Here is a 20,031-nt window from a genome sequence, read left to right on the forward strand (position 1 = left end):
GTATCATGTCAGTCATCACTTTCGCCAATACCAAGGGCGGCGCCGGAAAAACCACGGCTGTGCTGCTTCTGGCGACCGAACTCGCCCGTAGCGGCCATCGGGTGACGGTTCTGGATGCCGATCCGCAATTGTGGATTTCCCGCTGGTACGAACTCTCGGGCATGGTAGCAAATCTGTCAGTGATTTCGCATGTGACGATGGCTTCGCTTGAAGGCCACATTCGCGAAAACCGGGCCAATACAGACTGTTTCATCATTGACCTGCCCGGCGCAAAAACGCCGCTTTTGACCATGGCTCTCGGTATTTCCGATCATGTTCTGATCCCGGTGCAGGGATCGGCCATGGATGCGCGCGGTGCTGCCGAAGTTCTCGATCACATCGAATTCCTGAACCGCAAGATGGGCAAAGCGATCGCCCATTCCATCGTGCTGACACGGGTCAACGCCATGGTGGCAACGCGTTCGCTGTTGCTCGTCAAGATGCTGCTGGCGGAAAAGAACGTCTCCGTGCTCAACACGGCGATTGTCGAGCGGGCGGCCTATCGCGATATTTTCGACTATGGCGGCACGCTTCTCTGTCTGGATGGCAAGAAGGTTAGCAATATCGACAAGGCGGTAGAAAATGCGGCGGCCTTTGCCGAGGAAGTCATCAACCTCCTGCCGAAAAGACTTCCGAGGCGCGTTGCGCACCTGGCACGTCTCGTGACACGCAGGGCTGCCTGACCTCGCGTTGCGAATCCCGCCCGGTTGCGGCGACGGTGCGACGGTTTGGTGAAATGGGTTCCCCACAAAAATGCGGAGAAGAGGCGCCTTTACGAGGCGCTCCCGCGACCTCTTCATGGCGCGAAATTTTTGCTTGATTTGGAAACGATCGTTTCCTATATTCGGCTCATGAGCAATTTCAGCCAGCCCCATTCCCCGGAACAGCGCCATCGCGGCAGACCGCGCGAGTTCGATCTTGAACGCGCGCTCGATGGCGCGATCAAGGTATTCTCGCGGCGCGGTTACCACGCCACCTCGGTAGGCGATCTTACCGATGCGATGGAGCTGGCCCAGGGTAGCCTCTACAAGGCCTTCAAGGATAAGAAAGCCGTCTTCATCGCGACGATGGAGCGCTACAGGATCATACAGACCGAGCGTTTTGAGGCAGCTGTGGCCGGTTTCGACACCGGTTATGAGAGGCTGAGAGCGGGGCTGATGTTTTACGCCGAACGATCCCACGGCGGTGTCGGCTCCGACGGATGTCTGGTGGTTGGTGCCGCTGCTGATCTGGCGGCACTGGACGACGACATCGCCGTTGTGGTCGAGAGGGCCGTGAAGGCGAGGGAGCGGATCGTCGCCCGCCTCGTTGCCGAAGGGCAGAAGGATGGTTCCGTGCGGTCCAAGGCTGATCCCGATGATCTTGCGCGGGCGATGCTGTGCATGATGTACGGTATGCGCGTGGTGGGAAAGACAGGGCGGAGCCTTAAAGACATGGTGGCCGTGGTGGATATTGCCATGAGGCTTGCCGAGTAATTTTGTGAATATTTAGGAAACGATTGTTTCCATATTGGAGAAAATGATGACGACGCGTGTGATTGATGGGGATGATATTCAGGCACCATCCATTTCCCCGGCTTTGACTTTCCTGCTGGCGACAGCCTGCGGATTGATCGCGGCCAATCTTTATTATGGTCAGCCGCTTGCCGGCATCATCGGTGCGGAGCTTGGTCTTTCCGCTGGCGCGACGGGGCTGATCGTGACCCTGACACAGATCGGTTACGGTATCGGTCTGCTGTTTGTCGTGCCGCTCGGCGATCTCGTGGAAAACCGCAAGCTGGTCGTCGGCTCCGTCTCCATGGCGGTGCTTTCCCTTGCGGCCGCAGCATTCGCGCCACATGCGACGCCGTTTCTGATCGCAGCCTTCCTGGTAGGGGTCAGTTCGGTGGCGGTGCAGGTCATCGTTCCCTATGCGGCCCATATGGCGCCGCACGCCATTCGCGGGCGGGTGGTCGGCAATGTCATGAGTGGGTTGATGGCCGGCATCATGCTGGCGCGGCCGGTTTCCAGCCTTCTGTCGGAAATTGTCTCCTGGCGCGGTGTGTTTCTGACGTCTGCGGCCGTCATGGCGCTTCTTGCCGTGGTGCTTTTCCGGCTCCTGCCGACCCGTATGCCTGAAGCGCGGCTGAGCTATGGCGCCTTGATGGCTTCGATGGGCCGGCTGGCGCTTCACACGCCGGTCCTGCGGCGGCGGGCGATCTATCATGCGTTTCTCTTCGCGGCCTTCAGCCTGTTCTGGACCACGACGCCTCTTTATCTGAGTGGGCCGCATTTCAATCTCAGCCAGGGTGAGATCGCACTCTTCGCACTGGCTGGTGCGGCCGGCACCGTCGCCGCCCCGATTGCCGGGCGGATGGCCGATCGCGGATGGACGCGGGCGGCGACATTCTTTGCACTGCTGGCGGTAGCACTCTCTTTCGCCGTCACGCATCTTGCGCCCGAGGGATCGCATCTGGCGCTCGCCATTCTTGTCATTGCCGCAATCGTTCTGGATTTCGGTGTCACCACCAATCTGGTGCTTGGGCAGCGGGCGATCTTCACGCTGGGGGCGGAATTCCGCAGCCGCCTGAACGGCATCTATATGGCGACATTTTTCATGGGCGGTGCAATTGGTTCCGCCGTTGGCGGCTGGGCCTATGCGGTTGGCGAATGGCAAGCCGCCTCCTGGATCGGCTTTGCTCTTCCGGTAGCGGCGCTGCTATATTTCCTGACGGAAAAGCGCGACTGAAACGTCATAACTAAAGAAGCCCGGACCACCGGGCTTTTTCTTTTTCTTCCAGTCGATTTACTCCGCGAATTCGACCACCACACCGGGACGGACCATTTTCGCTAGTTCGGTGGCATCCCAGTTGGTCAGGCGAATACAGCCATGGCTGTTCGTCTTGCCGATCTTCGAGGGTTCCGGCGTGCCGTGAATGCCGTAGGTCGGCTTCGACAGGGCGATCCAGACCGTGCCGACAGGACCGTTCGGGCCCGGCGGGATCTGCAGGATCTTGTCGTTCTGACCCTGCTTGAAGTTGATCTTGGGATTATAGGTGTAGCCCGGATTGAGCGCGATACGCTCTACCGTATGGGTGCCGCTTGGCGAGGGGGTGTCCGTGGAGCCGATCGTGGCTGGATAGGCGGCAATCAGATTGCCGTCCTGGCCATAGGCGAAGACCTGCTTGATACCCTTGTGCGCAACGATGCGGGCGACCTGCCCCTTCTTCGCCTCGCCGGGATTGACGACCTTGATGATAGTGCCGGGCACGGAGAAATCGACGCCGGGGTTCAGCTCTTTCAGATAGTTCTCATCCATGTGGAAGCGTTCGGCCAGCGCTTCCGAGGTCGACGTGAAGGAGAGGGCAGGCAGCTGCGATTTCTCGGCATAGTCGTCCGGGATGGAGGCCACGTAGGGGCCGGCGGCATCGGCGGCGGTGATCGTGTAATCCACAATCGGCATGCCGCCCGAGGCGCGCAGGCGCTCCAGAATGTCTTCTGAATTGTTCGGGTCGAGCTTTTCGCCCGTCATGTCTTGCCAGGCGGCTATGGCCTTGTTGACATTGTCGCCCATCTTCCCGTCGATCACGCCGGGGGAGATGCCCTCGCGGTCGAGGAAGGTCTGGAGCGCGACGATTTCCTGGCGGGAACGGTTGACCGGCGTCGTTACCGGCGTATGCCGCTCGATCAGGTGGTCCGGTTGCGGAACGGCGGCCGTGGTGCTTTCTCCCGGCATCGGCTGGCCGAGCGGGCCGCTTTCCACCGCGCCGGGGGCTGGCACGGAACCGGTGTAGAGATTCTCATCGGAGCCGTCGCCGCGATATTCGCGATAATCGCGCACGTTGCCGTTGTCCTGATAACCGTAGTCGCGCGGCGGCTCACGATACTGGCCACCGGGGGCGGGTGGATAATAGGTGGTGTCGCGCTGGCGTACCTGCTGCCGCTGCTGGTAGCCGGAGGGCATTTCGGTGGCCAGCAGGTTGCCGTACTGGTCATAGAACACGGTACGGCCCATCGCATCACGGCTGATGACGATGTCGCCACGTTCCGGCATGAAATCGAGAACGCGGCCATCCGGCGTAACCAGCATGGTCTGTTCGCCATAACGCTGCTGCGCGCCAGCCTGTAGCGGAGCGAAAATCGACGCCACGGCGATCGTCAGGCCCAGAGCTGCGTTAAGAAACTGTTTCACGATTCTGCTATCCCTTGCTTCGTCACCGATAAACACACCGTAATCTTGACCCTATTGTGAAAAAGGTGAATTCGCGGTTAATGCAATCTTAATTTCCGTCACGGTTAGTAGCGTTTCCGTGAACCATGCGTTTTTACTGCCACAGGGAGGTTGTCTTGCGTTCGTTTCAGGCTGGCAGATCGCCACGCATTTTCCTCGATGAGACCTCCGTTTTCGATATCGGCGCCTGCGTCGTCGATGGCATAGACATCGCGCCCGGCCGCGCCATTCCCGATGATGGCGATGCGCGTATCGACCACTCGCTTGAAGGCTTTCTTTTTACCTGTGGTCCCGATCATATCCGTCATCCCGAACCGATTGATGGTGACCGCGAGGGGCGTCGATATCCCTTGCATGGCTCCTTCTCCTCGCATCCCGCAACGATCACCGCGTTCGATGTTCTCGAGTCCAATGCGCTGGCGCGCGTCGAGGTTCCCGTGAAGCTTGCCGATGGCGGCACGGCGCTGCTGGAACGGACATGGAAGATCGATGGCGAAAGCGGCGAGGTCAGCCTCGATGACAGGATCGTCAATACGTCCGGGCGGCCGATTCCAGTATTCCTGATGTACCATATGAATGTCGGCGGCCGCCTGTTTGACGATGCGGTGCGGCTTGAAGGCGCAATGCTGGATGGCGGCGGCCATGGCTGGCGTTTTGGCGAGGAGCCGGGCAGTGTTTTCTGTGTCTCGGCCGGCAAGACTGAATGGGCGGAATTGAAACTCGGCCCGATTACGGCCATTGGCGGGAAGACGCTCACCGTGCGTTTTCGCACGGAGACGCTGCCCTATCTGCAGATGTGGCGCAACCAGCAGGCACCGGCGAACGTGCTCGGCATCGAGCCGGTTTCGCATCGCTGGGTGGGGCGTAGCGAGCTTGAGGCAGCCGGTGAGTTCAATATTCTTCAGCCGGGCGAAAGCCGTTCCTTCGGTCTGCGCTTTTCCATCCTCTGAGCCGTACCGAATGAAGACCGGGCATCATTGACGCATGGGATTTGACCGCTTACATCGGATGCGGATTTCAAGGATGACGGCCAGCGGCGCGGACGCCGGTTTCAGGAGGCATGACATGGATATCAGGCGCATAGACGACGAATATTCGGTAACTGGACAGATCAGCGTCGCCGATCTGGATGAGATCAAGGCACTCGGCTTCAAGTCGATCGTCTGCCACCGCCCGGACGGCGAAGAAGACGGTCAGCCGCTTTTTGCCGATATTGCCGAGCGTGCAGAGCAGCTTGGCCTGACGATCATGCATGTGCCGGTCGGCCGCTATGGCGTCGACGCCGATGCCGTTGCCGGCATGGTGGATGCGCTCGATGAATTGCAGCGCCCGATGCTCGGCTATTGCCGTTCCGGCGCGCGCTCCACGGCGATCTACGAGAAGACCCATCACCTGCGCGGCTGATTTTTCGCGCATCATTCTATTTTTCAAGTGCCAATCAACAGGAGTTTTCCATGACCATCAAGCGTATCGAGCCGGGCAAGCGCATGAGCGGCGCCGTCGTTCACGGCAACACCGTTTATCTGGCCGGCCAGGTTGGCGAAGGTACGAGCGTGACGGAACAGAGCAAGTCGGCTCTCGCTGAAGTCGACCGCCTGCTGGCTGCTGCCGGTTCCGACAAGTCAAAGATCCTGCAGACCATCATCTACCTCTCCGACATGTCCACCTTCGGCGAAATGAATGCTGTCTGGGAAGGCTGGATCGACCCGGCAAACCCGCCGGCCCGCGCCACCAGCGAAGCCGCGCTGGCAACGCCGGATTACAAGGTTGAATTCATCGTCACCGCTGCTCTCTGAGCATCAGTCTGATCTTTAAGAAAAGGCCGGGTCGCGGAATGCGGCCCGGCCTTTTTTGATGGGATGGGGTCAAAAACTCGCCCCATCATGCCGGGCTTGACCCGGCATCCAGCCACGGCGCGTCTGCGCCGTGAAAAGAGTCTCTCGCGATCAAGGACTTGATCGCGCTGGACCCCGGATCTAGTCCGGGGTGACGGCGCGGCGCGGCGACATGGCCACAAAATGCCAAGTAGAAGCAATTTTCATGTTTTTTGAATCGCTTGCGTCCGTCACCTCACCGGCGAAGCAAGCGCCTTCTCAAACTGCTTCAGCGTCGTCACCCGCTCCGTAAACCAAAGCCGGGCCAGATCGCTGGCCGAGGCGAAATCGATACCATCCGGATCGATGGAGGTGATCGTCCAGCGGCCAGCCTTTGCGCCAGCTAGAGCGGCGAGCCGAGCTGCTTCGCCCTTGATGGCGTTAAGGCGGGTCGCTTCGCTTTCCGCCGCCGCCATCAGTTCTTCTGCGCCTGACAGATCGGTGCGCAGATCGGCGGGGATGATATTGCTGGCGTTGCGGGCCGGGCCGCCATTAATCTGCACGCCTTCCGTCCGCAGCCGGTAAAGCCTTGTGTCGGGAAGGGAGAGATAAAGTTTCGCTTTGGGGTAGCGGGCAACGTAGCGCGCGATGGCGATCGGCACTTCATCCGGGCTGATTTGTTCCGCCCTGCCCACCAGTGTCAGGCGCGGCAGCGTCAGCGCGTCACCCTTGCCGAAAGGGGCGAGTGTCAGCGAGATACGCGAATCGCTTTCCATGTTGCGGGCGTGCAGCGTCAGCCCGGCCGCAAAGAAGAACGGCGTGCCATCCGGCTCGATGCCGATATTGGTCGCGGTTGTATAGGGATAACCGCTGACGGGATCGAGCGTGGCGAGTGCTGCCGTGCGGGACGCGTGCAGCACATCGCGGGCCACGCGCACTGCCTCGAAAGGCGCGCCGGCCGAGGGCTCGATCTTCGCGCCGCGTGGGGTGATGACGGGAGGGGCTGTATCCGGCATGGCGTTTCCTAAGCTGTGAGTCACAGTCAGGATTTACACCATGCCGAAGCCATGTCCATGCGCGATATCAGCTTCGGGTTCTGATCTGCGTCAGGGTACGCGTCGGCGTGATCGCTTCCGCATCCAGCTTCACCTCGATGATCGCCGGTTTGCCGCTTGCCCGTGCCCGTTCGAAGGCGGCGGCGAAGTCTTGCGTTCTTTCCACCGTTTCGCCGTGTCCGCCATAGGCTTTGGCAAAGGCGTTGAAATCCGGATTGACGAGATCGGTGCCGCTGACACGACCGGGATATTCCCGCTCCTGATGCATGCGGATCGTGCCATAGGTGCCGTTATTGACCAGCACGGTGATGATTGGCAGCCCGTAACGCACGGCGGTGATGAATTCCTGCCCGTGCATCATGAAGCAACCGTCACCGGCAAAGCAGATCACCTCGCGTTCCGGGAACAGGTGCTTGGCGGCCACCGCCGCCGGCAGGCCGTAACCCATGGAGCCTGATGTCGGGGCCGATTGCGTATTGAAGCGGCGGAAGCGGTGGAAGCGGTGCAGCCAGGTGGCGTAATTGCCGGCGCCATTGGTGAAGATGGCGTCTTCAGCAACGTTCGCCTCGATCCAGTCCATGATCGGACCCATCTGCACGGCGCCGGGGCCTGTCTGCGGCGGCGTTGACCATTTGAGATAGGCCTCATGCATTGAGGCCGTGCGATCGGCCCAGGCGGCATTGCCGGCAAGATCGATGGAGGCAAGGGCGGCAACGAAATCGTTCGGGGAGGCGCAGATAGCGAGGTCCGGCCGATAGACGCGGCCAAGCTCTTCCGCCTCCGGATAGATATGGATGAGCTTCTGCGACGGGTAGGGAATATCGAGCAGCGTATAACCGGAGGAGGGCATTTCGGAGAGGCGGCCACCGAGCAGCACCACGAGGTCGGCTTCCTTGATTTCCCTGGCCAGTGCCGGGTTGATGCCGATGCCGACATCGCCTGCGTATGAGGGGCTCAGATGATCAAACAGCATCTGGCGGCGGAATGAACAGCCCACGGGAAGTTTGTGCTTTTCTGCAAAAGCCTTGAAGCCCGTGACGCTTTCCTCGGACCAGCGGGTGCCGCCGGCGATGAAGACCGGGCGTTTTGCCTCGCCCAGCATTTTGGCGAAGGCGGCCATTTGCGACAGGCCTGGATGTGCCTCGACGGGCGTATAGGGCTTTGCCTCGGGAGCTTCGACCTCTTCCACCAGCATGTCTTCGGGCAGCGTCAGCACCACGGGGCCGGGGCGGCCGGAAGTGGCGACGGCAAAAGCGCGGGTAACGAATTCGGGAATGCGGCGGGCATCATCGATCTCGCCCACCCATTTTGCGAATTCGGTAAAGGCGCGGCGATATTCCACTTCCTGAAAGGCCTCGCGCTCGCGGGCATCCCGCTGCACCTGACCGATGAACAGGATCATCGGAATGGAATCCTGCCTTGCAATGTGCAGACCGGCCGAAGCATTTGTGGCACCGGGGCCACGGGTCACCATGCAGATGCCAGGCTCACCCGTCAGCCGCCCCCAGGTATCGGCCATCATGGCTGCGCCGCCTTCCTGACGGCAGACCACGGTTTCGATGCCGCTTTCATAAAGCGCATCCAGAACGGCCAGATAGCTTTCGCCCGGAACGCAGGAAACGCGGGAGACACCATTGGCCTTCAGCGCTTCGACGATCAATTGCCCGCCTGTTCTTTTCATTCCGGCTGCAGTCATGGCGTCGTGGTCCTTTCGATGTTTTCCAGTTCGGCCAGCACCTGCGCCTGATGTTCGCCGAGCTTAGGGCTCGGGCGTTCATAACGCAGCGGCGTCTGAGACATGATAATGGGTGTGCGGACACCGGGGATGACAGTGCCGTCTTCCGCCTCCAGATCGATACGGAGGCCGCGTGCCTTCACCTGCGGATCCGCGAACATTTCCTCGATGGAATTGATCGGTCCGGCGGGAACGGCGTTCTTCTCGCAGGCGGTCAGAAGATCGCGCTTCTGCCATTTCAGCGTCTCCGTGGAAACGATCTGCCGCACCTCGACCTTATGCGCCACGCGGGCCTTGTTTGTCGCGTATCGCTCGTCATCGGCGATCGCGCCGATGCCGAGGATATTGCAGAGGCGGCGGAACTGACCGTCATTGCCGACCGCGAGGATCAGGAAGCCGTCGGCCGTTGGCACCACCTCATAGGGGGAGATATTCGGGTGGGCGTTGCCGAGCCGGACGGGAGGCCTGCCGGAGATCAGGTAATTCATGTTCTGGTTGGCGAGCACGGCCGATTGCACATCGAGAAGCGCCATGTCGATATGCTGGCCTTCGCCAGATCGAATGGCGTGGATCAGTGCCGCCTGAATGGCCGATACGGAATAGATGCCGGTGAAGATATCGGCGACCGCCACGCCCGCCTTCATCGGCTGTCCATCGGCTTCGCCCGTAATCGACATGAAGCCGGACATGCCCTGCACGATATAATCGTATCCGGCGAGATCGGCATAGGGCCCGGTCTGGCCGAAGCCGGTGATGGAGCAATAGATCAGCTTTGGATTGAGCGCCCTCAGGCTTTCGTAATCGAGGCCATATCTGGCAAGCCCGCCGCGCTTGAAATTCTCGATGACGACGTCGGCGGTGCGCACCAGCCGGCGCACCAGTTCGCAGCCCTCGGGTGTTTTGAGATCGGCGACGATGGAGCGTTTGCCGCGATTGGTGGCGTGGTAATAGGCGGCGGAGAGGTTTTCTCCGTCATTGCTCTCAACGAAGGGCGGTCCCCATGCACGTGTATCATCGCCGCCTTCGGGGTTTTCGACCTTGATAACGTCTGCGCCCATATCGGCCAGCATCTGCCCCGCCCAGGGACCGGCGAGAACACGCGCCAATTCGATGACGCGGATGCCCGATAGCGGCGGTTTCCTGTTCGGCTTGTCGGTCATCTATCCCCCGGTACTTGGTGTCTGCCGGTTTATAGACCGCTGCTTGCCGCGTCGCATGTGATTTTATCTCATGGACTTATTCCGTTTTGGAACGGCACTAAACTGGGGTTGACACGGCAGCTTCGACATTCGGTATTTTGAGAGTCCCCTAATTCCGTCATTCCGGCTCAAGGCCGGAATGACGGGGAGGGCGTTTTACTGTCATCCACGACGCGGCCGCACCAGGCGGCGAAATCCGCTACGACGGGCTGCCAGCCGATTTCGTTCAGGGTTTCGTGCCGCATGCCCTTGTAAATCGTGTGCTCGACATGGCTGAAGCCCGCCTCCCGGAAACGTTCGGCAAGCCACACGATCTCCCTGCCGTCATTGGTGGCGGCGTCCTCATCACCGCTCACCAGCAAAAGCGGCAAAGCCTTCGGCAGACGCTCGATAAGTTTCGGGCCGCGATAGGAGAGTGCAAAGACATCCTGCCAGAGGGAAACGCTCGCCTCGAACTGGCAGAGCGGGTCTTCCACATAGGCGTCCACCGCCGCCTTGTCGTGGCTCAGCCAGTCCGCATGGGTGCGCTTTTCCGGCATTTTCGCGTTCCAGGCGCGGAAAGTGGCTTTCGGCAGGATGGCGCTCGGCACATCCGAGCCTTTCAGCATTTTTTCCAGCCGCAACACAATCTGCGCGAAACGGCCCATGAGACCGGGATTGAGATTGGAATTCCAGATCGACAGACCATCGAAGGCGTCGGGGTAACTGACAGCGGTATTGAGCGCCACGAGGCCCCCCATGGAGTGGCCGAACAGGATCACCGGCAGGCCGGGATGCCGCTCGCCGGCCAGCCGGCGCATCGCCATGACGTCGGCCACGACCTTGTCCGCGCCATCCTTCCAGGCAAAACGGCCAAGAGGCGCATCCGCCGCTTTCGTGCGACCGTGGCCGCGATGATCGTGGGCATAGACCTCGAAACCCTGCTGCGACATGACGTCGGCAAAACGGCGGTAACGGCCGGCATGTTCCACAAGGCCGTGGCAGATCATCAGCACGCCGCGGGCGGGCGCAAGGGCGGAAGGTTGATGACGGAAGGCGATGGATGCGCCGGAAGGGGCTTCCAGCCTCTCAATCCGGCTGAATGCGAAGTTATCGGTCGTCTCATTCATCGTCGCACCCGTCGTCTCATCGCGCAGCGTGTCATAATCATGGGGTCATAATCGTGCCAGAGGTTGCCCCAAGGTCCTATTTACCCTACATAGCGGCAAATTTCCCGATACGTACTCTTAAAAATCCGATGTGGAGCATTCGCTACAATGGCACGTCAATTCATCTATCACATGGCTGGGCTGAACAAGTCCTATGGCGCGAAGAAGGTTCTGGAGAATGTGCATCTCTCCTTCTACCCTGACGCCAAGATCGGTATCCTCGGCCCGAACGGCGCGGGTAAGTCGACCGTTCTCAAGATCATGGCCGGCCTTGACAAGGAATATACCGGTGAGGCGTGGCTCGCCGAAGGTGCGACGCTCGGTTATCTCGAGCAGGAGCCGAAGCTCGACGAAAACAAGACCGTGATGCAAAACGTCATGGAAGGCGTGGCGAGCAAGACGGCGATCGTTGACCGCTACAACGAGCTGATGATGAACTATTCCGACGAAACGGCGGAAGAGGGCGCGAAGCTTCAGGACATCATCGACAGCCAGAACCTGTGGGACCTCGAAAATCAGGTCGAAATGGCCATGGACGCCCTGCGCTGCCCGCCCGGCGATTCGCCGGTGACCGGCCTTTCGGGTGGTGAGCGCCGCCGCGTGGCACTGTGCCGTTTGCTGCTGTCGCAGCCGGACCTGCTGCTGCTCGACGAACCGACCAACCATCTGGACGCTGAAACCATCGCCTGGCTCGAAAAGCACCTGCGCGACTATCCCGGCGCCGTGATGATGATCACCCACGACCGCTACTTCCTCGACAACGTGACGGGCTGGATTCTCGAGCTCGATCGTGGTCGCGGCATTCCTTACGAGGGCAATTACTCCGCTTATCTGCAGGCGAAAGCCAAGCGCATGCAGCAGGAAGCCCGCGAAGATGCTTCGCGTCAGAAGGCCATCAGCCGCGAACAGGAATGGATCGCCTCCAGCCCCAAGGCCCGCCAGACGAAGTCCAAGGCGCGTATCAAGGCCTATGACGAGCTGGTGGAAGCAGCGGAAAACCGCCGTCCCGGCGATGCGCAGATCGTCATTCCGGTCGCTGAGCGTCTGGGCCGCGTCGTCATCGAGGCTGAGAACCTCACCAAATCCTATGGCGACCGCGTGCTGATTGAGAACCTGTCCTTCAAGCTGCCCCCGGGCGGTATTGTCGGCGTCATCGGCCCGAACGGCGCTGGCAAGACCACGCTGTTCAAGATGATCACGGGTCAGGAGCAGCCGGATAGCGGTTCGATCACGGTCGGTGATACCGTCCAGCTCGGTTACGTCGACCAGAGCCGCGACGCGCTGGCGGGTGACAAGACCGTGTGGGAAGAAATCTCCGGCGGCAACGACATCATCAAGCTCGGCAAGTTCGAAGTGAACTCGCGCGCCTATTGCGGCGCCTTCAACTTCAAGGGCGGCGATCAGCAACAGAAGGTCGGCAACCTCTCGGGTGGTCAGCGCAACCGCGTGCACCTTGCCAAGATGCTGAAGGCGGGCGGCAACGTACTGCTGCTCGACGAACCGACCAACGACCTTGATACGGAAACGCTGGCGGCACTTGAAGAAGCTCTGGAAGCCTTCGCCGGCTGCGCCGTTATCATCAGCCACGACCGCATGTTCCTGGACCGCCTCGCGACCCACATTCTCGCTTTCGAGGGTGACAGCCACGTGGAATGGTTCGAAGGCAACTTTGAAGACTACGAAAAGGACAAGGTCCGTCGCCTCGGCCCGGAAAGCATCAAGCCCGGCCGCGTGAGCTACAAGCGTCTGACACGCTGATCCGTTTGTCATCACTTCAAAAAGGCCCGCCGCAAAGCGGGCTTTTCTCCGTGTAATAAGTGGAGATGATCGTCTCGCGCGGCACTTTGCGCTTGCATCTCGCGCCGCATCGACATAAAGATATCTTTATATCTTGATTAGCTTGCGAGGCGCGGCAGAGTGGCGTTCGGTCTGGACAAATTGGTGGATCTCCTGAAGGCGGCGGGTGAGCCGACGCGCTTCCGGTTGCTGGCGCTTCTTTCGGCCGGCGATCTGACGGTGACCGACCTTACGGAAATCCTTGGCCAGTCGCAGCCGCGTATCTCCCGTCACCTCAAGCTTTTGACGGAAGAGGGGCTGATCGAGCGTTATCAGGAAGGTGCGTGGGCCTATTTTCGCTTGCGGCAGGATGGCGAGCCTGCGGGTGTCGTTCGGCAGTTGCTTGCAGCGGCCTCGCCTTCCGACGCGGTTCTTCAGCGTGACAGTGAGCGACTGGCCGCCGTCAAGCGGGTGAGGGCGGAGCGGGCGCAGGATTATTTCAGCCGTAATGCGTCCGCCTGGGACGAACTGCGTCGCCTGCATGTCAGCGACGAAGCCGTGGAAGGCGCGCTGCTGAAGCTGGTGGGCACCACGCCCGTCGATTCGCTGCTCGATCTCGGCACGGGCACCGGCCGTATCCTGCAGCTTCTGAGCGGCATTTATCGCCGTGCCATCGGCGTGGATGCGAGCCGCGACATGCTTTCGGTGGCACGCGCCAATCTGGACAAGGCGGGCGTCGTGAACGCCTCCGTGCGCCATGGCGATATTCTCAATCTGCCGCTTGAGGGACAGGATTTCGATCTGATCGTCATCCATCAGGTGCTGCATTTTCTCGACCAGCCGGAGATCGCCCTTTCGGAAGCCGCGCGTATGCTGCGTCCGGGCGGTCGGTTGATCGTCATCGATCTTGCGCCGCATTCCTTTGAATATCTGCGCGACGAACACGCGCATGTGCGGCTAGGCTTCTCGCACCCGCTGATGGAAGAGTGGATGAAGAAGGCCGGGCTTTCTCTGGAACGTGCCGTCGATCTGCGTTCTGAAAAGGCGTCCGACGAGGCTTTGGACGTTACGATCTGGGTTGCCCGCGACCAGCGGCTGCTGATGGCAGACGATGTGGCGCAAGAGGCGGTTTTACTTCGCTCCGGGAGGGCATGATATGTTGAGGTCGGAAACCGCACGCCGTGATGGCGACATCCGGTTGTCTTTCGAATTTTTCCCGCCCAAGAACGCCGAGATGGAAACCCAGCTCTGGGAAACGGTTGCCGAACTCAAGAAGTGGAACCCGGATTTCGTCTCCGTCACCTACGGTGCCGGTGGTTCCACCAAGGCGCCGACGCTGGACGCGGTGCGCCGGATGATCGGTGACAGCCACCTGGCGACGGCCGCACATCTGACCTGCGTGGACGCGAGCCGCGATGAGGTGCACCAGGTCGTCGACGAGTTTCGTAATGCGGGCGTTCGTCATTTCGTGGCGCTGCGCGGTGATCCCTCCACTGGTATCGGCACGGCTTACCAGCCGCATCCGCAGGGTTACGAGAACGCCGCGGCGCTGGTAAAGGGCCTCAAGGAGCTGGGCGACTTTGAGATTTCCGTCTCTGCCTATCCTGAAAAGCATCCGGAAAGCGCAAGTGAAGCTGTTGATATCGACATGCTGAAGCGCAAGGCGGATAATGGCGCTACCCGGGCGCTGACGCAGTTCTTCTTCGATAATGACGTGTTCGAACGTTACATGGAACGGGTTACGGCGGCGGGGATCACCATTCCAGTGGTTCCGGGCATCATGCCGATCCAGAATCTCACCCAGCTCAAGCGTTTCGCCGGACGTTGCGGCACAAGCATTCCTGCGTTTCTGGATGAGCGTTTTGAAGGCTATGACGAGGATCTGGAGGGCCGCGCCCGCGTGGCTGCAGAGGTTGCGGCCGAGCAGATCGCCGATCTCCAGCGGCGCGGCGTCAATGAGTTCCACCTCTATACCATGAACCGCGCGCCGCTGGTGGATGCCGTGCTTGAAAATCTGGGCCTGGAGCGTCTGCGCCGCAGCGCCGCGTGATTTCAGCCAGTCTATTTTCGGACAGAAAAAAGCGCAGGTCCCTCGGGACCTGCGCTTTTTAAATTCGTGTCATCTACGGTTCTTCACTGCGTTTGGTCTTCACGTCTCGTCAGATGAAAAGCATCATCGCTACGAACAAAAACGCCAAACCGACTGCCAAGGCATTGAGAGATTTTGTAAGTCCCATGGGTGCCTCCTCTTGTTGACAGCTTCGATAATATGACCGTTTTGTGGCAGTTGAAAAGCGGTTTTTGTGATGCGGTGCAGCACGTCTTTCAGGGCCTCAAAAAAGGAATTTCCGTAATTATTTGAAAATGAATGGTTATTTTCTTATCACGCAGTGCTTCATGTGTTTAAAAAAAGTAAATGACCGGGGTTTTATCCCCAGTCATCCGGTCGAGATTAACGATTTCCGCCTTGATTCCGGCCGACAGATTAAGGGCCGGAGAGCAGCGTTAAGACAGGTTAAAGCGCCTGTAAAAGAGCTGCCGTAGGCCAGCCGTCCGCCGGCATGCCGAGGCGCTGCTGTTCCTTCTGGATGGCGACGCGGGTGCCAGAACCGAGAATGCCATCCACCTTGCCGACATTATGGCCGCGTGCTTCGAGCTTGGTCTGAAGCTGCTTCATGGTGGCGTCATCAAAGCCGGGATCTGGGTTGCCCTTGTCATAGACCGGGCCGCCCATCAGGCGGGTAGCGAAATAGGCGGCCGAGGTCGTGTAGATGAACGACTGGTTCCATTCCAGATAGATGTTGAAGTTCGGATAGGTGAGGAAAGTCGGACCTTTGCGGCCCTGCGGCATGATGAGTGCGGCGGGAAGGGCGGCGAAGTTCTTGTTGCCATCGCGCGGTGTGACGCCAAGCGCAAACCATTCGCCGGCGGTCAGCGGACCGCCAAGGCCGGATTTTTCCCAGGGCAGGTTCTCGGGCAGGGAAACTTCCTGAATCCAGGGTTCGCCCTTTTTGAAGCCGAGGTGCTGGATGAATTTTGCAGCCGTCAGAATGGCATCGGGCGCACTGCTCTTGACGTTGATGTGGCCGTCACCGTCACCATCGACGCCGAAGGCGATGATATCCTTCGGCAGCATCTGCACCTGGCCAATTTCGCCGGCCCATGCGCCCGTATTGGTGGCAGGATCGAGATCGCCATGCTGAACCATTTCGATCAGCGCGAGCAGCTGCGGGCGGAAGAGCTCCGGGCGGCGGCAATCATGCGACAGGGTTACCAGCGCGTTGCGGGTATTGAAATCGCCCTGAACGGCGCCAAAATCGGTCTCCATGGCCCAGAAGGCGGCAATGACGCCAGCGGGCACGCCGAACTCGTTTTCGGCGCGGGCGAAGGTGGAGGAGAGCTCCTGCAGCTTCCTGCGGCCGATATCGAGACGAGCCTGGCTGACGGTGCGCTGCGAGAATTCGAGGAAAGTCTGGCGGAAAACGCCCTGCGCGCGGTCACGCGATAGCACCTTCTGGTCGATCTGTGCGCCCGCCAATGCCTTCTGGATCGCATCTGCCGGAATGCCCTTGGCAAGCGCATCGGCCTTGACGCCTTCAAGAAACGTACCGAGATCACCACCGCAGGCGACCTGCTTAGGATCGTCAGGCGATGCAACCGGTGGCGTGGCGAGGGCTGCGCTGGAAGACAAAAGAGACAGAGCGGCGGCAAAGATGATGCTGCGCGACCGGAACGTGGGCATGGGAATTTCCTCGATAGGTTGTTAGCCCGCTTTACCCATATGTTTGCGACAAAAAAACGGATCGGGCGATCTGACGTGGTTGAACAACGCCGAATTTTGGAAAGTGTTGCTTCTTGGCCGTCCTATTTGGCCGAAGCGATCCATTCCCGCCAGTTTTTCTCGCTTCCGGCAAAGACGTTGATGTCGGTCGGGCCATTTACGCCGGGTACGACGCCTGTTGCGGTATATTGCCAGAAGGCCCATTGCCGGTCTTCATAGATCTTGGTCGGATGCGCGGCGACGGACCGCACCCAGAAATGATAGTCCTTGAACTGGCCGACGAGATTGTCGCGGTGGAAATCAACCGAGGTATAGATAATCGGACGTTTGCCGTAATGGGCTTCGATGCGATCGAGGAAGCGCTGCATTTCGGCGCGTACGATGCCGGGGGCCGGGCGCGTCTTGCAGGTGGGGGAGGCAGGGTTCCACTCGACGTCGAGAACCGGTGGCAAAGTAACGGCGTCCTTCGGCACGTTGCGAATGAACCAGTCGGCCTGCGCGTCTGCCGTCGAGCAGAAATAATAGAAGTGGTAAGGCGCATGCAGAATATTCGCGGCTGCGGCGCTGCGCCAATGGTCGCCGAATTTCGGATCGATTCGATCCGACCCCTCCGTTGCCTTGATGAAGACGAATGACACGCCCGACTTGCGCACGGTCTGCCAGTCGACATCGCCATTCCATTTGGACACGTCGATGCCGTGCACCTCATGGCGGTGCGGGTTGTTGACGCCGAAATCCTGCGGGTCGGTATCGGAAAATTTTGGCTTGGATACGGACGCGGTTTCGAGCAGATCGTAACTCGTGGAGTTGCAGCCGCCGATCAACAGCAAAGCCGACAATAGTGCCGATAAACGCAGCCGCATTGGAACCCTGATGAAAATATTGCCCCTATACGGCCGCCAAAACCGCGCGCCGTATCTCCCGATTTACGCATAACATGGTAAACAAACTGATATGGCAAGTGGCAACGTGCTTTTTGCACCCGACAGTCGCTGGATTTGAAGCGATTTGCGCATTCATCGCCGAATAAGGCGCTGCAGGAGCCTTGACGGTGACGCCCCTCGGCGCTGCGCGGGGTCCGTTCTACCTTCTGCAATCAGGCCTCGGCCAGGATGCGGTGGATTTTCGGTTGCTGCGCTTCAGTGACCGGAAGGGTAATGACAGCCCGCCAAGCGTAACCACGGGCGATTTCCTCAAATTCGAGGTTGCCATCAAAACAGCCTGCCATATTGGCCAGAACATAGCGAAGATTGGCGCGGGGCGTAACATGGAAGCGCGTGAGCCAGCCGTGCAGGAGCGTGCGGAACCACTTCGGCAGCTGTTCCTGCTGGCCGAAATCGACAATATGCAGCGCGCCACCGGGTTTCAGCGCCTTGAGCGCCTGTTCCACTGCCTTTTCCCAGTCCGGTATCATCGACAGCGCATACGGAATCATGACCCGGTCGAACCCGTCGGGCTGACCGAACTCGGAGGGGCGGAAAGCGGTGGCGTCGGCCACGCGTAAAATCGGGCGTTCCGCCCTGCCGGCGAAATTCTCGGCTGCGGTCAGCAGCATTTCGGCGGAGATGTCGAGGCCGAATAGTTTCGCGTCAGGAAACCTGCGGCCGGCCAGCAGCAGGTTGCGACCGGTGCCGCAGCCGACTTCCAGGAGCGTGCCGCCCTTTGGTACGTTCAGGCCGGAAATGGTCCGGTCGCGGCCAAGAAGGTAATATTTGCGGGTGATATCGTAGATATGCCGCTGGTGGCGATACATGCGGTCCATCAGGCTCGCATGTGCACTATCTGCAAGACTTACATTCTCACCGACGGTTTTCATGCCATAGCCCTCTGGTAAATATGGAAACCGCCATAAATGGCCGAGCGGTCCAAGGCGTTGAGCTCGCTGGAGCGCTCTTCCAGATAGACCCACTGATTGCGGATATCGGGGGAAAGCCGGCCTTCGATCACGCTCTTTTCGGCTGCGGTGCGGAAGATGACGCGAGCGCCCGATGCGGCGGTGCGGCTGATCTGCGACCACAATTCGTTGAGCTGCACATCCGTCATCCAGTCCTGCGCGTCCAGGAGGATATAGCGGTCGACGGCGCTTGCCGGCTTTTTGGAGAGAAGCTCGGTGTAGGTGGCGTGATGCACGGTGACGCGTGCCGTATTGTTGCGGATTGTCTCGTAATATTCCGACTTGAGATAGGCGGGCAAAGAGCCTTCATGCGGCTCCGGATAACGGCGTGCAAAGGCCTGCCAGGCAAAATAATTGTCGCTCAGCGGAAAGTTGCAGGCGAGTTTCTCCAGCCGCTGCTTCAGAACCGAGGCAACCGTGCCGTCATCGGAAAGGCTTGCCAGTTCGTCATATTGGCGGGGCGGAATGCCGAGACCGAAGAGGGAGCTTTTGCGTTTCGTCAACCAGCGGACCACCTTCTTGTCGAAGAGCGGCGCGACCTTGCTGTCGAAAAACTGGCGCTGTTCTTCGAGCGTCCGGGTCCTGGCCATTTCGGTGAGCTTCACACCGTGCAGCCTGGCCATGAGATGGCCTGCGCCGATGAAGCGTCCGAGCAGGCCGGTGTGATAGATGTTCCTGTCAAACACCGAAATGCGACGACGGCCAGAAAGCGTGCGCTTCGACCAGTAAGCCTTGGTCGTGGCATCGAGATGTTCGGCGATGAAGCGATCATAACCGTGGCTATTGCTGCGCATATTGGCGCGGCCGAAGTGACGCACCACGTCCTGATGGGCGGGCAGATGGCGGAAGGCGGCGAGCTTCAGCTTGTTCAGCGCAATGTGATGCGGATTGAGGTCAACCACGTCGATGCTGGCCGGGTTGCGCGAGAGATAGGCCAGCATGTTGCAGCCGCCGGAACCGATGGTGACGATACGGTGACCTTCGCCCAGCTCCATCGCCTCCATGTCGATCTCGGGATCTTCCCAGATTTGCGGATAGACGAGGCCGGAGAAGAGAACGCCGAAGAACCGCTCGGAGAGGCCGCTTTTCGAGAGAGCCTTGTGCTGGAGCAATGCGGACTTCAGTTTCGTGTTCTTGCTGAAGCCGGTCTTGGGTGCCGCACTCGTCATTTGTTCACCTCTCAGTCGATTGAGAGGCGTCTACAGCCGTGACGCTACAGTTTGATGACAGGGGCTGTGGGCGAAGGTGGGGAATGATGGAGACGCTGGAAAACCAGACGGGGCCGGCACTGCGGGACACAAAGAACCGCCCCAGCGACGGACGGGGAGGCAACTGGCGCCGCTACGGATACGTCGCCTCGGGCTCGTCCCGAGGATCTGCA

The 20,031-nt window shown here is 59.9% G+C and carries 18 protein-coding genes; 9 read left to right on the forward strand and 9 right to left on the reverse strand.

Annotation, left to right across the window (positions count from 1 at the left end):
- The first annotated feature begins 5 nt into the window (after nt 1–5).
- From WA845_RS06975 to WA845_RS06985, 3 genes are all read left to right on the forward strand, one after another.
- Entirely contained in the window at nt 6–722 is a 717-nt protein-coding gene (locus tag WA845_RS06975) for a ParA family protein (protein ID WP_112553935.1), read from the forward strand.
- A 168-nt stretch (nt 723–890) separates the two neighbouring features.
- Nucleotides 891–1,514, forward strand: a complete 624-nt coding sequence (locus WA845_RS06980) for a TetR/AcrR family transcriptional regulator (protein WP_162719166.1) — start codon at nt 891–893, stop codon at nt 1,512–1,514.
- 46 nt (nt 1,515–1,560) lie between these two features.
- Nucleotides 1,561–2,766 (forward strand): MFS transporter, encoded by a 1,206-nt coding sequence (locus WA845_RS06985; RefSeq protein WP_337322238.1) that lies wholly within the window; start codon nt 1,561–1,563, stop codon nt 2,764–2,766.
- Between the two features lie 57 nt (nt 2,767–2,823).
- Here the strand turns inward: WA845_RS06985 and WA845_RS06990 are convergent, their stop codons facing one another.
- Complete coding sequence (locus WA845_RS06990) at nt 2,824–4,209, reverse strand: L,D-transpeptidase family protein (RefSeq protein ID WP_004442842.1); 1,386 nt, start codon at nt 4,207–4,209, stop codon at nt 2,824–2,826.
- 155 nt (nt 4,210–4,364) lie between these two features.
- Here WA845_RS06990 and WA845_RS06995 point away from each other — a divergent pair, with 155 nt between their 5' ends.
- The 3 genes from WA845_RS06995 to WA845_RS07005 all read left to right on the forward strand — a co-directional run bounded on the left by WA845_RS06995 (nt 4,365) and on the right by WA845_RS07005 (nt 6,044).
- A complete protein-coding gene (locus WA845_RS06995; RefSeq protein ID WP_112553931.1) occupies nt 4,365–5,198 on the forward strand; it encodes a DUF4432 family protein in 834 nt (277 codons plus the stop codon).
- Between the two features lie 115 nt (nt 5,199–5,313).
- Complete coding sequence (locus tag WA845_RS07000) at nt 5,314–5,652, forward strand: TIGR01244 family sulfur transferase (protein ID WP_003522797.1); 339 nt, start codon at nt 5,314–5,316, stop codon at nt 5,650–5,652.
- Between the two features lie 50 nt (nt 5,653–5,702).
- Nucleotides 5,703–6,044: a RidA family protein gene (locus WA845_RS07005; RefSeq protein ID WP_004442838.1), complete on the forward strand. Its 342-nt coding sequence runs from the start codon at nt 5,703–5,705 to the stop codon at nt 6,042–6,044.
- Between the two features lie 269 nt (nt 6,045–6,313).
- On the opposite strand, the gene WA845_RS07010 is transcribed toward WA845_RS07005, so the two are convergent.
- The 4 genes from WA845_RS07010 to WA845_RS07025 all read right to left on the reverse strand — a co-directional run bounded on the left by WA845_RS07010 (nt 6,314) and on the right by WA845_RS07025 (nt 11,160).
- Nucleotides 6,314–7,078, reverse strand: a complete 765-nt coding sequence (locus WA845_RS07010) for a pyridoxamine 5'-phosphate oxidase family protein (RefSeq protein ID WP_112553929.1) — start codon at nt 7,076–7,078, stop codon at nt 6,314–6,316.
- Between the two features lie 67 nt (nt 7,079–7,145).
- Nucleotides 7,146–8,813, reverse strand: a complete 1,668-nt coding sequence (locus tag WA845_RS07015; protein ID WP_162719141.1) for a thiamine pyrophosphate-dependent enzyme — start codon at nt 8,811–8,813, stop codon at nt 7,146–7,148.
- The gene (locus WA845_RS07020; protein WP_112553927.1) at nt 8,810–10,012 is read right to left on the reverse strand and encodes a CaiB/BaiF CoA transferase family protein; all 1,203 of its coding nucleotides are present in this window, start codon (nt 10,010–10,012) and stop codon (nt 8,810–8,812) included. The genes WA845_RS07015 and WA845_RS07020 overlap by 4 nt, the downstream gene beginning before the upstream one ends.
- A 167-nt stretch (nt 10,013–10,179) precedes the next feature.
- Complete coding sequence (locus WA845_RS07025; protein ID WP_112553925.1) at nt 10,180–11,160, reverse strand: alpha/beta fold hydrolase; 981 nt, start codon at nt 11,158–11,160, stop codon at nt 10,180–10,182.
- A 147-nt stretch (nt 11,161–11,307) separates the two neighbouring features.
- Between WA845_RS07025 and ettA the strand changes: the two genes are divergently transcribed.
- The 3 genes from ettA to metF all read left to right on the forward strand — a co-directional run bounded on the left by ettA (nt 11,308) and on the right by metF (nt 15,025).
- Nucleotides 11,308–12,957 carry an energy-dependent translational throttle protein EttA gene (gene ettA / locus WA845_RS07030; protein ID WP_022556616.1) on the forward strand — a complete coding sequence of 550 codons (1,650 nt, stop codon included), beginning with the start codon at nt 11,308–11,310 and terminating at the stop codon, nt 12,955–12,957.
- Between the two features lie 159 nt (nt 12,958–13,116).
- The gene (locus WA845_RS07035; RefSeq protein WP_022556615.1) at nt 13,117–14,130 is read left to right on the forward strand and encodes an ArsR/SmtB family transcription factor; all 1,014 of its coding nucleotides are present in this window, start codon (nt 13,117–13,119) and stop codon (nt 14,128–14,130) included.
- Between the two features lies 1 nt (nt 14,131).
- Nucleotides 14,132–15,025, forward strand: a complete 894-nt coding sequence (gene metF, locus WA845_RS07040) for a methylenetetrahydrofolate reductase [NAD(P)H] (RefSeq protein ID WP_006697742.1) — start codon at nt 14,132–14,134, stop codon at nt 15,023–15,025.
- Nucleotides 15,026–15,490: 465 nt separating this feature from the next.
- On the opposite strand, the gene WA845_RS07045 is transcribed toward metF, so the two are convergent.
- From WA845_RS07045 to WA845_RS07060, 4 genes are all read right to left on the reverse strand, one after another.
- Nucleotides 15,491–16,717: a lytic murein transglycosylase gene (locus tag WA845_RS07045; RefSeq protein WP_112553923.1), complete on the reverse strand. Its 1,227-nt coding sequence runs from the start codon at nt 16,715–16,717 to the stop codon at nt 15,491–15,493.
- A 122-nt stretch (nt 16,718–16,839) separates the two neighbouring features.
- A complete protein-coding gene (locus WA845_RS07050) occupies nt 16,840–17,619 on the reverse strand; it encodes a GH25 family lysozyme (RefSeq protein ID WP_112553921.1) in 780 nt (259 codons plus the stop codon).
- 233 nt (nt 17,620–17,852) lie between these two features.
- The gene (locus tag WA845_RS07055; protein WP_162719140.1) at nt 17,853–18,572 is read right to left on the reverse strand and encodes a methyltransferase; all 720 of its coding nucleotides are present in this window, start codon (nt 18,570–18,572) and stop codon (nt 17,853–17,855) included.
- Nucleotides 18,569–19,819 (reverse strand): DUF3419 family protein, encoded by a 1,251-nt coding sequence (locus WA845_RS07060; RefSeq protein WP_112553917.1) that lies wholly within the window; start codon nt 19,817–19,819, stop codon nt 18,569–18,571. Before WA845_RS07060 ends, WA845_RS07055 begins: the two co-directional genes overlap by 4 nt.
- Between the last annotated feature and the right edge of the window lie 212 nt (nt 19,820–20,031).

This window comes from Agrobacterium sp. CMT1, assembly GCF_037203725.1.
GTDB lineage: Bacteria > Pseudomonadota > Alphaproteobacteria > Rhizobiales > Rhizobiaceae > Agrobacterium > Agrobacterium pusense.

Coding starts and splice junctions, on each gene's coding strand:
- WA845_RS07050 (WP_112553921.1), bottom strand. CDS start 17,619: ATGCGGCTGCGTTTATCGGCACTATTGTCGGCTTTGCTGTTGATCGGC.
- WA845_RS06980 (WP_162719166.1), top strand. CDS start 891: ATGAGCAATTTCAGCCAGCCCCATTCCCCGGAACAGCGCCATCGCGGC.
- ettA (WP_022556616.1), top strand. CDS start 11,308: ATGGCACGTCAATTCATCTATCACATGGCTGGGCTGAACAAGTCCTAT.
- WA845_RS07010 (WP_112553929.1), bottom strand. CDS start 7,078: ATGCCGGATACAGCCCCTCCCGTCATCACCCCACGCGGCGCGAAGATC.
- WA845_RS06985 (WP_337322238.1), top strand. CDS start 1,561: ATGACGACGCGTGTGATTGATGGGGATGATATTCAGGCACCATCCATT.
- WA845_RS07060 (WP_112553917.1), bottom strand. CDS start 19,819: ATGACGAGTGCGGCACCCAAGACCGGCTTCAGCAAGAACACGAAACTG.
- metF (WP_006697742.1), top strand. CDS start 14,132: ATGTTGAGGTCGGAAACCGCACGCCGTGATGGCGACATCCGGTTGTCT.
- WA845_RS07055 (WP_162719140.1), bottom strand. CDS start 18,572: ATGAAAACCGTCGGTGAGAATGTAAGTCTTGCAGATAGTGCACATGCG.
- WA845_RS06975 (WP_112553935.1), top strand. CDS start 6: ATGTCAGTCATCACTTTCGCCAATACCAAGGGCGGCGCCGGAAAAACC.
- WA845_RS07020 (WP_112553927.1), bottom strand. CDS start 10,012: ATGACCGACAAGCCGAACAGGAAACCGCCGCTATCGGGCATCCGCGTC.
- WA845_RS07045 (WP_112553923.1), bottom strand. CDS start 16,717: ATGCCCACGTTCCGGTCGCGCAGCATCATCTTTGCCGCCGCTCTGTCT.
- WA845_RS07025 (WP_112553925.1), bottom strand. CDS start 11,160: ATGAATGAGACGACCGATAACTTCGCATTCAGCCGGATTGAGAGGCTG.
- WA845_RS07000 (WP_003522797.1), top strand. CDS start 5,314: ATGGATATCAGGCGCATAGACGACGAATATTCGGTAACTGGACAGATC.
- WA845_RS07005 (WP_004442838.1), top strand. CDS start 5,703: ATGACCATCAAGCGTATCGAGCCGGGCAAGCGCATGAGCGGCGCCGTC.
- WA845_RS07015 (WP_162719141.1), bottom strand. CDS start 8,813: ATGACTGCAGCCGGAATGAAAAGAACAGGCGGGCAATTGATCGTCGAA.